The following is a 14,037-nucleotide window of genomic DNA, read 5'->3' on the forward strand; positions in this document are numbered from 1 at the left end:
GAACGCCAAGGACAGATCATGACTATTGCCCTCGAGGCGCAGCCTTCACATGATGCCGCGCGTCCGCGTCGCTTCAGATGGCTTGCGTACGCGGTCCGCTTCCTGCCGATCGTTCCGACCTTGCTGTTCCTGCTGTTCTTTTTCATCGTGCCGGTCGGCGAGATCCTGCAAGGCGGCCTCTTCAATGCGGACGGCACGTTTGGCCTCGGGCAGTTCGAGCGGATTGCACGCACGCCGGTCTATGCGAAGGTGCTGTGGATCACGTTTTCCATCTCGTTCCTCACGGCGGCTATTTCCGTGTTGCTCGGCTATCCGGTCGCGTACCTGCTGAGCCGTCTGTCGCCACGTGCACGCGAGCGATGGTTGCTTTGGATCATGCTGCCGTTCTGGACAAGTTACCTGGTGAAAACCTACGCCTGGATGCTGTTGCTGTCGAAAACCGGCGTGCTGTCCACTATCGCGCTCGCGCTGGGACTCGTCAGCGAAACCAGCGGCACCATTCCGTCGCTGACCGGCGTCCTGATCGGCATGGTCCATGCCATGCTGCCACTCGCGGTGATGACGATGTTGCCCGTCATGCGCGGCATCGACGATCGTCTCGCACAAGCTGCCGAGACACTCGGCGCGGAACGCAGCACGAGCTTCTTCACCGTATTTTTGCCACTTTCTTCGCCGGGTGTCGCCGCGGCGGGTTTGCTTGTGTTCATTTCGAGCCTCGGCTTCTTCATTGTCCCCGCGCTGCTCGGATCGCCGAAGGAAACGATGATCGCCCAACTGGTGATTTCGTCGGTGCTCGAACTGTTCGATATGCGCTTTGCGGGCGCCTTGTCCACAGTGCTGCTGCTGTGTTCGATTGTGATCTTCCTCATCTACGACAGGCTGGTTGGGCTGTCCTCGCTGACGGGCGAGGTGCAGGACAAGCGCCGCGGCTCGCGTGCACAAGGCGTGAAGCTGGCGCTGCTGATGACGGCGGGGCGTTTGACGGCGCCGCTCGTCAGACGGCGCATGGTGCGTCCGTCGAGCGCAGGTGAGGGTGTGGGGCCGCTGCGTCTCTATAGCGCCGCGGTGCTGATGGTGCTGGTTGCGCCGGTGTTGTCGGTCATTCCGTATGCCTTCACGCGCAGCGACTTCATTGCGTTTCCGCCGAAGCTGTTCAGCTTCAGATGGTTCGGCACGTTCCTGCAGTCGCCGGTGTGGCAGAGCGCGCTTCTTCGTTCGTTCGAAGTGGGCCTCGGCACCGCGGTGCTCTCGCTTGCACTGGGCTTCGGCGCGACGCTTGCGCTGACCCGCATGTCGCAGCGCGCGAGCAAGCCGCTCTTCGCGCTGCTCGTCGCGCCGCTGATCGTCCCGCGTATCGTGGTCGCGGTCGGCCTCCTGTATCTGTTCGCCAATCTTGGCCTGACGGGCACCAATACCGGCCTGGTGATCGGACATACCGTGCTGGCGATTCCTTACGTCGTCGTGACGCTTGCGGCCGGTTTTCGCCAGTTCGACTGGCGTCTCGACGATGCCGCCAGGGTCATGGGTGCGTCGCCCGCGAGACGCATTGCGACGATCGTGCTGCCATTGTTGATGGCAAGCGTGACCGCCGCCTTCCTGTTCGCCTTCATCGTTTCATTCGACGATCTGACGATCGCGATCTTCGTTAGCGGCGGCATCAACACCACGCTGCCCAAACAGATGTGGGACGACATCCAGTTGGCCATCACGCCGACGCTCGCAGCGGTATCTACGACACTCATCGTCCTGATCGCGCTGGTCGTTTTCATTTCCTCCCGGCTGCGGCACGCAACGCGCTAACCGTACGGCTTCCAACTTATTCGACCATGCACAGCTATTCCGACTTCTTCGCTCAACGTCATCCGCAAGACGCGCTGGACTGCGCGCCGCTGATCGTCGCCGGTTTGCGCGACAACGCGCCGGGCGCCGTTCTCCATTTCGACGAACACACCGTGACACGCGCCGAAACCGCGCAACGCATCGCCCAACTGCAGCGCTGGTTCGCGGACCAGAAACTGGTGGCGGGCGACCGTGTCGCCGTGATGCTCGGCAACAGCGCCGAACATATTCATCTCATCTATTCGCTGATTCTCAGCGGACTGGTATGGGTGCCAGTCAATACGAAGCTGCGCCACGCAGGACTCGAATATCTGCTCGAACATGCGGAGCCGAAACTGTTCGTCTCGGAACCCGCGTTCGACGACGTGATCGACGGTGTCGAATGCGGCAACGCGCGCAGAGTCGAACTGCCTGCCTTCGATCCCGACGATACCGATGCAACGGTTTCCACCCCTTGCATCGATCCGTTCGATCCGTTGTGCGTGATCTATACGTCCGGTACGACGGGCGCGCCGAAGGGGGTTGTCTTCACGCACCGGATGATGCGAATCGCCAGCGAAGCGGCCCTGCAGGTCGCGGATGTCCGTCCGGGCGACAAACTGTTCTTGTGGGAGCCGTTGTGCCATATCGGCGGCGCGCAGATGCTATTGCTACCGTTTCTGGAGACGGTCGAGTTGCACGTCGTGCCACGCTTTTCCGCGACGCAGTTCTGGGCGCAGATTGCCCGCTCACGAGCGACGCAATTGCACTATCTCGGCGGCGTGCTCGACATCCTGATGCAACTCCCCGACGACGCACAGCCGAATACGCACACGATTCGCGTGGCATGGGGCGCGGGTGTCAGCGCTTCGGCCTGGACGGCTATCGAGTCGCGCCTGCAGGTTCGGCTGCGCGAGTGCTACGGCATGACGGAGTGCTCGAGTTTCGCGACGCTGAATACAAGTGGCAAGCCCGGCTCGATCGGCAAGCCGCTGCCGTGGATCGACGTGGCATTGCTCGACGAAAACGGCAAGCCGGTCGCGGACGGCGAAGCGGGCGAAATCGTACTCTCGAGCCGCGTGGAAGGCACATTCTTGCCGGCCTATCTGAAGAACGAAGACGCGACCCGCTCCGCTCTGCGCAACGGCAAGCTGCACACCGGCGATAGTGCGCGGCGTGATGCCGATGGCGATCTGTTCTTCGTCGGCAGGCGCACCGACAGCATGCGAGTGCGCGGCGAGAATGTCTCGGCGTGGGAGATCGAACGCGTGTTCGCGCAGCATCCGGCCATCCGGGCGAGCGCGGCAATCGGCGTGGCCTCGGCGGTCGGCGAGCAGGACATTCTGCTGAACGTGCAGTTCAAGGATGCCGCCGTTGACTGGGAGGCGGTACATGCATGGGCGGCGGAGCGTCTCGCGAGCTTCCAGTTGCCGCGTTACTATCGGGCGGTGACGCACTTCGAGTTGACACCCAGCGAGCGGATTAAAAAGCATCTGCTCAAGCGTGACGTCAGCGATGCCTGGGACCGCTCGACTAGCGTGGCGGCGTGATGAAGATTATTGCGTATAGATAGACTAATATCTTCATGCGATAATTGGAGCCTGTTAGAACAACAGGTTTTCATCGTGACCACTGCGCCGCCCAAAACCCCTCGTAAGAAAAAGAGCGACTCGACTGCCGCGCCGGACGTGGCCGCCGATCCGACAGCGTCGTCGCTGTACGTTCAGTCGGTTGAGAAAGCGATGACCGTGCTCACTGCTTTCGACGGCAGCAAGCGGCAGTTGTCGCTCTCGGAGATCGCGGCCCTCACTGGCTTCGACATGAGTGCGACTCAGCGCTTTACGTTCACGCTTGCGGCGCTTGGCTATCTGTTCAAGGACCCCGAGAGCCGCAAGTATGAGTTGTCGCCGAAGCTGCTCGATTTCACGTACCACTATCTGACCTCGAACGATCTGGTTAGCCGCGCCACGCCCTATTTGCAGCAACTCGGATCCGAGACCGAGGAGGCAACCAACCTCACTGTCCTGGACGATACCGATATTATCTTCGTGTTGCGTATTGTCAGCCGCAACGTATTCAATGCGCATGTCATCACCGGCTCGCGTTTGCCGGCTTATTGCACGGCGCCTGGGCTCGCCATTCTCGCGACCTTCGACGATGGCGAGGTCGACGATATTCTTTCCCGTACGAATCTCGTCGCATACACGGCTGCTACGATTTATCAGCCTCGCAAAATCAAGGAGCGTATCGCCCAGATTCGCAAGCAAGGCTATGCGCATACGGAAGACGAGTACTTCGTCAGCGACATCTCGACCGCCGCAGCGATTACCAATGCGAGGGGACGTGGGGTGGGGGCGGTCAATATCGCCGTGGCGCGGCCGCGGTGGCAGGCGGATCGCGATGAGCGCCGCTTTGCCGATCTGGTGATCTCCACGGCCTCTGCGATTTCATCGCGGCGAAGGGCCGATTGAGGCGTTACTTTTTTCTCCGGCGGGCGCATGGGTGGTCTTCGTCCAGGTGTGCTCCAGCCGGCCTTTTGTGATGAAAGCATTTGAACCAGGTGTTGACGTCGCCGGGACATCCAGATGAAAGAGATCGCTTCGATTCCATCCTTTAGCCACCGCGACAGCGAAGCGGTCCCGTGGGTGCGATCAGCCATCGCTCCTGGTGTTGAAGTCAAAAACCTCGGCATCGCGGATGGCCGTGCAATTCAGTTAGTGAAGTTCGCTCCGGGCACGACCTTTCCGGACCATTACCATACTGGGCCGGAATTCATCTACATGCTCGAGGGGCAGGCTGTTCAGAACGGCGAGATTCTGTCAGCGGGATGGGTTGGCATTGCCAGCGCGGGAACCGTCGATCGCGGGTTCAGGAGCGAAACGGGATGCGTGTTTCTGTTTATCTATGACCATGGGCAGATATTCGATTCTGTGCAGCCGGGATAGGCACTTCATCCGCTCGGCATCAGCATGCGCGTGAAGTTCTAGTTCGTTCAGAGCGTGCAGCCGCCCGGACGGCGATGGCGCGCATGCGTATGCACAAGCGCATGTGCGCAACCAGAGCAAAGAACTACCCAAAAAATCAGGGTTTGCATGGATGCAGCCAATGCCTCAAATTTGTATGATGACCCGACAACCTGATTCATCGGGGTCCCCATGTTCGACAAGATTCCTGCCCGAGCGTTGAGCGATACCGTCGCGCAGCAGTTGCTCAAGCAGATCGACAAAGGCACCTTTGCGCGCGTCGGCAAGCTGCCGACCGAAGCGGTGCTGGCGCAGCAGTTCGGCGTGAGCCGCACGGTGATCCGCGAGGCGATTTCGCGGCTGAAGAACGAAGGCGTGGTCGAGCCGCGTCAGGGCAGCGGTGTGTTCATCGCCGCGCACGGCGCGATCCGGCCGCTGCGCATCGACTATGCGGAAGCGGTCGAAACGGGCTCGGTGCTGCAAATCCTCGCGCTGCGTCGGGCGATCGAGGCGGAAGTCGCCTCGGAAGCCGCCATGCGCCGCAGCGACGCGGACATAGTGTCGATCGACATCGCCCTCGCGAAAATTGACAAAGCGGTGGCCGAAGGCGAGAACGGCGTCGCCGAAGATGTCGCTTTTCATCGCGCAATCGCCGCGGCCACCGGCAATCCGTATTTCCTCAAAACACTCACCTTCCTGAATCAGTACCTCGAGGCCGGCACCCTGGTTACCCGTCGCAACGAAGCGCTGCGCGATGATTTCTCACGTCAGGTGCGTGAAGAGCATGCGGCCATCGTCGCGGCGATCCGGGCCGGCGATCCGATGGCGGCGCGCAATGCGGCGAGTACGCATATGAACAATGCGGCACGGCGGCTCGCCGACGCGGGCATTTGTTGATTTGAACCTAGCCCGAGCGGGTTGCCAGGTTGGGTTTCATCGGGCGCTCGCGGCTAACCAATATAGAGGTCAGGCATGTCCAGAAATGTCGGCGTAATCGGTCTGGGGGCGATGGGCATGGGCGTCGCGCGCTCGCTGCTGAGCGTGGGCTTTCAGGTCCACGCGTGTGATCTGCGCAGCGAAATCCTGCAAGCGTTCGTGGCGGCAGGTGGTGTCGGCTGTGCGTCGCCTGCCGAGCTCGGCGCGCAATGCGAAGTAGTCGTCACGCTGGTCGTGAATGCCGCCCAAACCGAAGCGGTGCTATTCGGCGCGCAAGGCGCGGTCGCCGCGATGAAACCCGGCGGCGTGGTGATTGCAAGCGCTACCGTCGCACCGGACTTCGCGATCGAACTCGGCAAGCGCATCGAAGCGGCCGGTTTGCACATGCTCGACGCGCCGGTGTCCGGTGGCGCTGCGCGCGCCGCGTCCGGCGAAATGACGATGATGACGTCCGGCCCGGACACCGCCTATGCCGCGTGCGAGGACGTGCTGGCCGCGATGGCGGGCAAGGTGTATCGGCTGGGCTCGGCGCACGGCGCGGGTTCTAAGGTGAAGATCATCAATCAGTTGCTGGCCGGCGTGCATATCGCCGTGGCCGCCGAGGCGATGGCGCTCGGTTTGCGCGAAGGTGTCGATCCCGATGCGCTGTACGAGGTCATCACGCATAGCGCAGGCAATTCGTGGATGTTCGAGAACCGCGTGCCCCATATTCTGAGCGGCGATTACACGCCGCTCTCGGCGGTCGATATCTTCGTGAAGGATCTCGGCCTGGTGCTCGATACCGCACGCCGCTCGAAATTCCCATTGCCCTTGTCGGCGGCGGCGCATCAGATGTTCATGATGGCGTCGACCGCGGGGCATGGGGGCGAGGACGATTCCGCGGTGATCAAGATTTTCCCCGGCATTAACTTGCCGGCGGCGAAGTAAGCGCGGAGTTTGCCATGACCACTCTGTCCAGACGCGCGCTACTCGGCTGCATCGCCGACGATTTCACCGGCGCTACCGATCTCGCCAACATGCTGGTGCGCGGCGGTATGCGCACGGTGCAGACCATCGGCGTGCCCGCGTCGAACGAAGCCGTTGACGCCGATGCGCTGGTCGTCGCGCTGAAATCGCGCACGATTCCCGCCGCCGACGCAGTCGCGCAGTCCCTCGCCGCGCTCGACTGGTTGCGCGCGCAAGGATGTCGCCAGTTCTTTTTCAAATACTGTTCGACGTTCGATTCGACCGACGCCGGTAACATCGGTCCGGTCACGGATGCCTTGCTCGACGCATTGTCCGCTGAGGCCGGAGCAACAGCTTTCACGATTGCCTGCCCCGCGTTTCCCGAGAACGGCCGCACGATTTATCGCGGCTATCTGTTCGTCGGCGATACCTTGCTGAACGAATCGGGCATGGAAAACCATCCGCTGACGCCGATGCGCGATGCGAACCTCGTGCGCGTGCTGCAGCGGCAGAGCGGATCGAAAGTCGGCCTCGTGCGTTACGACACGGTGGCGAAAGGCGTGTCGGCAGTACGCGATTCCCTTGCTGCACTACGCGGCGACGGCGTGCGAATATCGATCGCCGACGCAGTATCGGACGCGGATCTTTACGTGCTCGGCGAGGCGTGTGCCGACCTCACGCTAATCACGGGTGGCTCCGGCATCGCGCTAGGTCTGCCCGCCAATTTCCGTCGCGCTGGTTTGCTTGCGGAAGGCAACAATGCCGCGCAATTGCCGCGTGTAGAAGGATTGTCGGCGGTGCTGGCCGGCAGCGCTTCGAAAGCGACCAACGCGCAAGTGGCGGAATGGCGCGAAACACGGCCTGCGTTCCGCATCGATCCGCTGGCGGCGGCGCGCGGCGAGCCGGTGGTCGAGCAGGCGCTGGCTTTTGCGCAGCAGTACCTGGATAAAGCCGAGCCGGTGTTGATCTACGCCACCGCGACGCCCGACGAAGTCAAAGCGGTGCAGCGCGAGCTCGGCGTCAACGAAGCGGGACACCTGGTCGAATCCACGCTGGCGTCGATCGCACGCGGTTTGCTCGAGCGCGGCGTGCGCAAGTTCGTGGTGGCGGGCGGTGAAACCTCGGGCGCCGTAGTTCAGGCGCTTGACGTGCGCACGCTGCGAATCGGCGCGCAGATCGATCCCGGCGTGCCCGCTACCGCAACGACGGACGCTGACCCGCTCGCACTCGCATTGAAATCCGGCAACTTCGGCACGACCGACTTTTTCGAAAAGGCACTGCGTCACCTCGATGGAGGCCTGCGATGACCGGTGCACCCGCACTCCACACGACGAACGAAGCACGTGTACGCGAAGAAATCTGCGTGACCGGTGCGAGTCTCTATCAACGCGGCTATACGGTGGGCAGCGCGGGCAACATCAGCGCGCGCCTTGACGACGGCTGGCTGATCACGCCGACCGACGCCTGTCTTGGCCGGCTCGATCCCGCCGATATCGCCAAGGTCGATTTCGCCGGCAATGCGGTGTCGGGCGGCAAACCGTCGAAAACCCTGGCGCTGCATCGGGGCATCTATGCACGCAATGGCGAGGCACGCGGCATCGTCCATACACATTCGACGCATCTGGTTGCATTGACGCTCGCCGGCGTATGGCACGACGACGATGTTCTGCCGCCGATCACGCCGTACTACGTGATGAAAGTGGGGCACGTCCCCCTGATTCGTTACAGGCGCCCCGGCGACCCGCAAGTGGCCGAGCAGATCGCCGAACTCGCGGGCACCGTTCGTGCGGTTTTGCTCGAGCGCCTCGGCCCGGTGGTGTGGGAGCGCTCGGTGGCGCAGGCGTCGTATGCGCTTGAGGAGCTCGAAGAGACTGCCCGCCTGTGGCTGATGACGAATCCGCGGCCCGCACCGCTCGACGCCGTCGCGCTCGAAGAACTGCGGACTGTGTTTGGTGCGCGCTGGTAGACGCGCGCCCCATCGCGAGATTTTGTGTGCGGGGGACGCATTCATTGCTGCCTGCGCACGCTGAACGAAACTGTTTTAAAGGAGTTGCTGCCATGCCTCGCTTTGCTGCGAACCTGACCATGATGTACAACGAGCACGCTTTCCTCGACCGTTTCGCCGCTGCGGCTAAAGACGGCTTCAAGGCTGTGGAGTTTCTGTTTCCCTACGATTTCCGTGCCGGAGAAATCAAGGCGCGGCTCGAAGCGAGCGACCTGACTCAGGCGCTCTTCAATGCGCCGCCTGGCGACTGGGCCGCAGGCGAGCGCGGCATTGCTTCGCTGCCGGGGCGCGAGGACGAATTTCGCCGCGGCATCGAAACCGCGCTCGACTACACGCGCGTGCTCGGCAATCGCAAACTGCATGTGATGGCCGGTTTGATCGGCGCGGATCAGCCGCGGGCGAAGCATCGCGAGGTGTATCTGAAGAATCTCGCCTATGCCGCCAAGGCCGCACTAGAGGATGGCATCACCGTCGTGATCGAGCCAATCAATACGCGCGATATGCCGGGCTTCTTTCTGAACCGCCAGGATGACGCGCAGGCGATTTGCGCGGAAGTGGGCGCACCGAATCTCAAGGTGCAGTTCGACTGCTATCACTGCCAGATCGTCGAGGGCGACCTTGCGGTGAAGCTTAAACGCGATATGGCGGGTATTGGTCACATTCAGGTCGCCGGCGTGCCGGAACGCCATGAGCCCAATATCGGCGAACTGAATTATCCCTACCTGTTCGATCTGATCGATACGCTGGGCTATGACGGCTACATCGGTTGTGAGTACCGGCCGCGGGCCGCCACGTCGGCTGGGCTTGATTGGCTTAAGCCGTATCTGAATGCCGCGCGCTAGCGAGCGACAGAGCAGCCGATAGAGCAAGGACAAAGCACATCATGAAAATACTGATTACCGGCGGTGCGGGTTTTCTCGGCCAGCGTCTCGTACGCGAACTGTTGGCGCGCGGTTCAGTGAAGGATAAGCACGGCAAGCCGCAAGCGATTACCGAACTGGTGCTGCTAGACGTGGTGCACGGAAGCGATTTCGGCGACCCGCGTGTACGCACGGAAGTCGGCGATATCGCCGAGCGCAGCGTACTCGAGCACGTGATCGACGACAGGACGTCGGCCATCTTCCATCTTGCCGCGATCGTGAGCGGGCAGGCCGAGGCGGATTTCGATCTTGGCATGCGCATCAATCTGGACGCGTCACGCCTGCTGCTGGAAACGTGCCGGCAGCGTGGGCACACCCCGCGCGTGGTGTTCACGAGTTCAGTGGCCGTGTATGGCGGCGATCTTCCCGAAGTCGTACAGGACGGCACCGCGCTGAATCCGCAATCGTCGTACGGCGCGCAGAAGGCGATCGCGGAGTTGTTGCTCAACGACTACACGCGGCGGGGTTTCGTCGACGGCCGGGTGTTGCGCCTGCCCACTATTAGCGTGCGCCCGGGCAAGCCGAATGCAGCGGCCTCGTCGTTTGCGAGCGGCATCATTCGCGAGCCGCTGAACGGTGAAGCGGCGGTGTGCCCAGTCGCGGGCACGACGCGTTTGTGGCTGCTGTCGCCGCGCAAGGCCATAGAAAGCCTGATCGCCGGACTCGAAATCGATTCCGCAGCGCTCGGCAACCAGCGCGTGCTGAATCTGCCGGGGATTTCGGTGAGCGTCGACGAGATGGTGGCGGCGCTGCGTGAAGTGGCGGGGGAAGAGACCGCGAAGCGGATCGTGTGGCAGCCGGATGCGCGGGTGGAGAAGATCGTCGGCAGCTGGCCGGGGCAGTGGGATCCCTCGCGTGCCAAACGGCTCGGCTTGACCGGCGACCACAGCTTCGCCGATGTGATTCGCGCCTATATCGCCGACGAGGGTATTCAGATCCACTGATAACGCATGTGCTGGGGCGGGTATTTCAACGGCATCCCGGACAGCGGAACGATCCAAAGCCTCGTGCCGGCAGGCATAAGAACACGCTTGCCGGCACGAGCGCGTCAATCTTCAGACCTTTTGGCTGGTCATGGTTAAACGCAACCGGCCTGCAGATATTCCCTGGTCCGAGGCCGGCTTCGCTTGACATGGTTTCGGGCACACGCCTATTATCGAGCCTAAGTTGTTCGATATATGACCGTGTGTTCGTGTATAGAACAAATGGCTGCAATCCTGGGCCCATCGTTCATCATCCTGCGCTAAGCTGATCAGTCGCGACGGCTGCCATGTGACCGTTCCCGTTGCGTCCGCCGGGTCGATACCGCACGGTATCCAGCGCGCGTCATGCGCAAGCGGCCGGCGTCACGAACCGATATCCGCTAGCGGCGCAGCGCATGCAGCACACCAACTGGAGACACCACATGACCGAAGCATTCCTGTGCGACGCGATTCGCACCCCCATCGGCCGCTATGCGGGTTCGCTGTCGTCGGTTCGCGCCGACGATCTGGGCGCGGTACCGCTCAAAGCGCTGATGGAGCGCAACAAGGACGTCGACTGGAACGCGATTGACGACGTGATCTACGGCTGCGCGAATCAGGCTGGCGAAGACAACCGCAACGTCGCGCGCATGTCGCTATTGCTGGCCGGTTTGCCGCAAGGCGTGCCGGGCTCCACGGTGAACCGCCTGTGCGGCTCGGGCATGGACGCCGTCGGCATTGCCGCACGCGCGATCAAGTCGGGCGAGGCTGCGTTGATGCTGGCCGGTGGTGTCGAAAGCATGAGCCGTGCGCCGTTTGTGATGGGCAAGGCCACCAGCGCGTTTTCGCGCCAGGCCGACATCTTCGACACGACGATCGGCTGGCGTTTCGTGAACCCGCTGATGAAGCAGATGTACGGCGTCGATTCGATGCCTGAGACCGGCGAAAACGTCGCGACCGACTACAAGATCAGCCGTGCCGATCAGGACGCGTTTGCGCTGCGCAGTCAGCAGAAAGCGGCACGCGCACAACGCGACGGCACGCTCGCGCAGGAAATCGTCGGTGTGACCATCGCGCAGAAGAAGGGCGATCCGATCACGGTGCTGCAAGACGAACACCCGCGTGAGACGAGCCTCGAAACGCTCGCCAAGCTCAAGGGCGTGGTGCGTCCGGACGGCACGGTCACGGCGGGGAACGCGTCGGGCGTGAACGACGGCGCGGCGGCTTTGCTGCTCGCGAATGAAGAGACCGCTAAGCGCTTCGGCCTCACGCCGCGCGCCCGCGTGCTGGGTATCGCAACGGCCGGTGTCGCGCCGCGCGTGATGGGCATCGGACCGGCGCCGGCCACACAGAAGTTGCTGGCGCGTCTGAACATGACCATTGATCAATTCGATGTGATTGAACTGAACGAAGCATTCGCCTCGCAAGGTATTGCTGTGCTGCGCACGCTCGGCGTCGCGGACGACGACGCACGCGTGAATCCGAACGGCGGAGCGATCGCGCTCGGCCACCCGCTTGGCATGAGCGGCGCGCGTCTGGTGACCACGGCGATGTATCAGCTGCACCGCACGCAAGGCCGTTTTGCGCTGTGCACGATGTGTATCGGCGTCGGTCAAGGCATCGCGATCGCGATCGAACGTGTATAACGGTTTGGCGTTTTTGCAGGGACGCGCCGTAGCATCTTGCGTGTCGATGCTTCGCGTATAGCAGTCCCGTAGCCGCATAACGAACAGCCCCTTCGCTCAGGCGACGGGGCTGTTCTATTTTGCGCGGTGGATGGATTCACCGGCTATTGAATTGATGTTTAACCGGCGTTAATGCGGTTTCCTATTGCGCTGCGGCGAATTTCGTCGATAAAAAGAATAACGAAGCCATTGGCTGTCATGCAGTATGTGTTTAATGCTTTATGCATAGAGCGTATTGTCGCCGTATATAGATGCTCTGGCAGGTTAAGGCAATGCTGTCAACCCGCTAGATGCCGCTGCGGCACCACGTTGCAGCATTTCGCAGCATACCGCTCGCTGATTTTAAAATCGGGATATAACAGTCGTAGCTTCTTTGTAAGGCATGTACAATCGTTGCGCCGTACCCTTTTAGTAATTGTCACCCCCGAAACTGTATGCATTCGTGGCGTTAATCGGCATCCTGCGGTTTCAGATCGCCGTAACGCCAGATCGAACAATTTATCGAGGAGAGAGTAAATGAAGGCAGCGACGATTGGAGCAGCGTTGATGGTAGCGGCTTTCGCCGCGGCGCAACCGGCGTGGGCGCAAGATGCGATGGCCAGCGCCGCGCAGGGCATCGTCAGCGCAGTGCAACCGGTGCATGTGAAGGCGCAGATCGTCGGTATCGATCCGGGCAGCCGCACGCTCACGCTCAAGGGGCCGGGCGGCAACGTGGTGGTCGTGCTGGTGAGCCAGGAAGTCGCGGGTTTCGATCAACTGAAGATCGGCGATCGGGTCGACGTGCTGTACAAGAATGCGTTGCTGGTGAAGGCAGACAAGGTCACCGGCGCGGACAAGGGCATTCGCGCGCGCGTCGATACACAGGTGTATGCCCCGGCCTCGGGTGGCTTTGCATCCGCGCGTCAGGTCGAAGTGCTCGCTACCGTGCAGAAGATCGATCACAAGAAGCGCCTCGTCACGCTACGCGGCGCGTATCAGACACAAACTCTCGAAGTCGGACCGGACGTCGATCTGAAGGGCGTCAAGGTCGGCGATACGATTCACGCGGTATTCGTCTCGGCAGCGGCCGTGCAGGTGACGCCGCAATAGGTGGCACCGCAATAAGTCGCGCAGTTAATGCCACGTCAGCAAACACCCCTCATCGCAGGGGTGTTTGCTTTTCTACGGTACGAAAGTTTGACCATCGAGTCGCGAGAAGGCGCGCTATCGAGCCGCCGGTGGCCCCAGGCCCGACCATGCGAGCCGCAGCCATCGCCTGACAAACCCGTGTCTGGCAGGCAGCGCGCAACTCAACGACACGCGCGCGGTGCGTTCGCTATCCGTGCTGAGCCACACGCGTTCGCCGCGTTGCAGCCGGAACTCGTTGCCGGGTTCGAGCCAATGATCGTAAGGCGAGTTGACGCGCGTGAGCCATAGACGCGCGCCTTGAACACTGAGCGTGCTGTCGGCATCGACACGCCACGTCAGCGTTGCGCCTCGCACTACGGAAAAATGTACGACTACCTTCGGCAGACGCTCGTCCGGTTGATATGCGGACAGACTTGAGTCGTCATCCATGCACTGCGGGCTTGCCTGATCCATCTTGCTCTCCGTCATCGAGCCGGCGGACGGAGGCACCTACAAAACAAAAGGCCCCTTCCGTTACCGGCGGGGCCTTTGGGTTCTGTTTGCAGATTCAGACTGCTAACGCGCACATGCTCCCAAACGCCTGCCGATGATGGCATGCATTGTTCGGTTTTTAATCGCGACTGCGATGGAGGTGTGCGTCAACATGCGAATGAGTGTGCCGTTTTGCCGCATGTC

13 protein-coding genes are annotated in these 14,037 nt (G+C 61.8%); 12 read left to right on the top strand and 1 reads right to left on the bottom strand.

From position 1 onward, the window contains the following. Positions 1 to 18: 18 nt before the first annotated feature. The 12 genes from PQQ86_RS24835 to PQQ86_RS24890 all read left to right on the top strand — a co-directional run bounded on the left by PQQ86_RS24835 (position 19) and on the right by PQQ86_RS24890 (position 13,323). Entirely contained in the window at positions 19 to 1,800 is a 1,782-nt protein-coding gene (locus PQQ86_RS24835; RefSeq protein WP_408272945.1) for an ABC transporter permease subunit, read from the top strand. 26 nt (positions 1,801 to 1,826) lie between these two features. Beyond that, on the top strand, positions 1,827 to 3,368 hold the full coding sequence (locus PQQ86_RS24840; protein WP_408272948.1) for an AMP-binding protein: 1,542 nt from the start codon (positions 1,827 to 1,829) through the stop codon (positions 3,366 to 3,368). Between the two features lie 75 nt (positions 3,369 to 3,443). Further along, complete coding sequence (locus PQQ86_RS24845) at positions 3,444 to 4,289, top strand: IclR family transcriptional regulator (protein ID WP_408272950.1); 846 nt, start codon at positions 3,444 to 3,446, stop codon at positions 4,287 to 4,289. Positions 4,290 to 4,403: 114 nt separating this feature from the next. Then, entirely contained in the window at positions 4,404 to 4,763 is a 360-nt protein-coding gene (locus PQQ86_RS24850; protein WP_408272953.1) for a cupin domain-containing protein, read from the top strand. Positions 4,764 to 4,973: 210 nt separating this feature from the next. After that, the gene (locus PQQ86_RS24855) at positions 4,974 to 5,678 is read left to right on the top strand and encodes a FadR/GntR family transcriptional regulator (RefSeq protein WP_408272955.1); all 705 of its coding nucleotides are present in this window, start codon (positions 4,974 to 4,976) and stop codon (positions 5,676 to 5,678) included. A 75-nt stretch (positions 5,679 to 5,753) separates the two neighbouring features. Then, on the top strand, positions 5,754 to 6,644 hold the full coding sequence (gene ltnD / locus PQQ86_RS24860) for an L-threonate dehydrogenase (RefSeq protein WP_408272958.1): 891 nt from the start codon (positions 5,754 to 5,756) through the stop codon (positions 6,642 to 6,644). Positions 6,645 to 6,658: 14 nt separating this feature from the next. Continuing rightward, positions 6,659 to 7,969, top strand: coding sequence for a 3-oxo-tetronate kinase (gene otnK / locus PQQ86_RS24865; protein ID WP_408272961.1), 1,311 nt, complete (start codon positions 6,659 to 6,661; stop codon positions 7,967 to 7,969). Next, complete coding sequence (otnC, locus tag PQQ86_RS24870; protein WP_408272964.1) at positions 7,966 to 8,628, top strand: 3-oxo-tetronate 4-phosphate decarboxylase; 663 nt, start codon at positions 7,966 to 7,968, stop codon at positions 8,626 to 8,628. The genes otnK and otnC overlap by 4 nt, the downstream gene beginning before the upstream one ends. 92 nt (positions 8,629 to 8,720) lie before the next feature. Continuing rightward, positions 8,721 to 9,509 carry a 2-oxo-tetronate isomerase gene (gene otnI / locus PQQ86_RS24875; protein WP_408272967.1) on the top strand — a complete coding sequence of 263 codons (789 nt, stop codon included), beginning with the start codon at positions 8,721 to 8,723 and terminating at the stop codon, positions 9,507 to 9,509. Positions 9,510 to 9,550: 41 nt separating this feature from the next. Continuing rightward, a complete protein-coding gene (gene denD, locus PQQ86_RS24880) occupies positions 9,551 to 10,531 on the top strand; it encodes a D-erythronate dehydrogenase (RefSeq protein ID WP_408272972.1) in 981 nt (326 codons plus the stop codon). Between the two features lie 461 nt (positions 10,532 to 10,992). Then, positions 10,993 to 12,195 (top strand): 3-oxoadipyl-CoA thiolase, encoded by a 1,203-nt coding sequence (pcaF, locus tag PQQ86_RS24885; protein WP_408272977.1) that lies wholly within the window; start codon positions 10,993 to 10,995, stop codon positions 12,193 to 12,195. A gap of 555 nt (positions 12,196 to 12,750) precedes the next feature. Next, a complete protein-coding gene (locus PQQ86_RS24890; protein WP_408272979.1) occupies positions 12,751 to 13,323 on the top strand; it encodes a hypothetical protein in 573 nt (190 codons plus the stop codon). Positions 13,324 to 13,437: 114 nt separating this feature from the next. On the opposite strand, the gene PQQ86_RS24895 is transcribed toward PQQ86_RS24890, so the two are convergent. Continuing rightward, positions 13,438 to 13,815 (bottom strand): DUF2917 domain-containing protein, encoded by a 378-nt coding sequence (locus PQQ86_RS24895; RefSeq protein ID WP_408272982.1) that lies wholly within the window; start codon positions 13,813 to 13,815, stop codon positions 13,438 to 13,440. Positions 13,816 to 14,037: the final 222 nt, after the last annotated feature.

Origin of the sequence: Paraburkholderia sediminicola, assembly GCF_046026675.1 — a bacterium.
Lineage (GTDB): Bacteria > Pseudomonadota > Gammaproteobacteria > Burkholderiales > Burkholderiaceae > Paraburkholderia > Paraburkholderia sediminicola_F.

Coding starts and splice junctions, on each gene's coding strand:
- otnK (WP_408272961.1), top strand. CDS start 6,659: ATGACCACTCTGTCCAGACGCGCGCTACTCGGCTGCATCGCCGACGAT.
- otnC (WP_408272964.1), top strand. CDS start 7,966: ATGACCGGTGCACCCGCACTCCACACGACGAACGAAGCACGTGTACGC.
- PQQ86_RS24835 (WP_408272945.1), top strand. CDS start 19: ATGACTATTGCCCTCGAGGCGCAGCCTTCACATGATGCCGCGCGTCCG.
- PQQ86_RS24890 (WP_408272979.1), top strand. CDS start 12,751: ATGAAGGCAGCGACGATTGGAGCAGCGTTGATGGTAGCGGCTTTCGCC.
- PQQ86_RS24850 (WP_408272953.1), top strand. CDS start 4,404: ATGAAAGAGATCGCTTCGATTCCATCCTTTAGCCACCGCGACAGCGAA.
- pcaF (WP_408272977.1), top strand. CDS start 10,993: ATGACCGAAGCATTCCTGTGCGACGCGATTCGCACCCCCATCGGCCGC.
- PQQ86_RS24840 (WP_408272948.1), top strand. CDS start 1,827: ATGCACAGCTATTCCGACTTCTTCGCTCAACGTCATCCGCAAGACGCG.
- denD (WP_408272972.1), top strand. CDS start 9,551: ATGAAAATACTGATTACCGGCGGTGCGGGTTTTCTCGGCCAGCGTCTC.
- PQQ86_RS24895 (WP_408272982.1), bottom strand. CDS start 13,815: ATGGATCAGGCAAGCCCGCAGTGCATGGATGACGACTCAAGTCTGTCC.
- otnI (WP_408272967.1), top strand. CDS start 8,721: ATGCCTCGCTTTGCTGCGAACCTGACCATGATGTACAACGAGCACGCT.
- ltnD (WP_408272958.1), top strand. CDS start 5,754: ATGTCCAGAAATGTCGGCGTAATCGGTCTGGGGGCGATGGGCATGGGC.
- PQQ86_RS24855 (WP_408272955.1), top strand. CDS start 4,974: ATGTTCGACAAGATTCCTGCCCGAGCGTTGAGCGATACCGTCGCGCAG.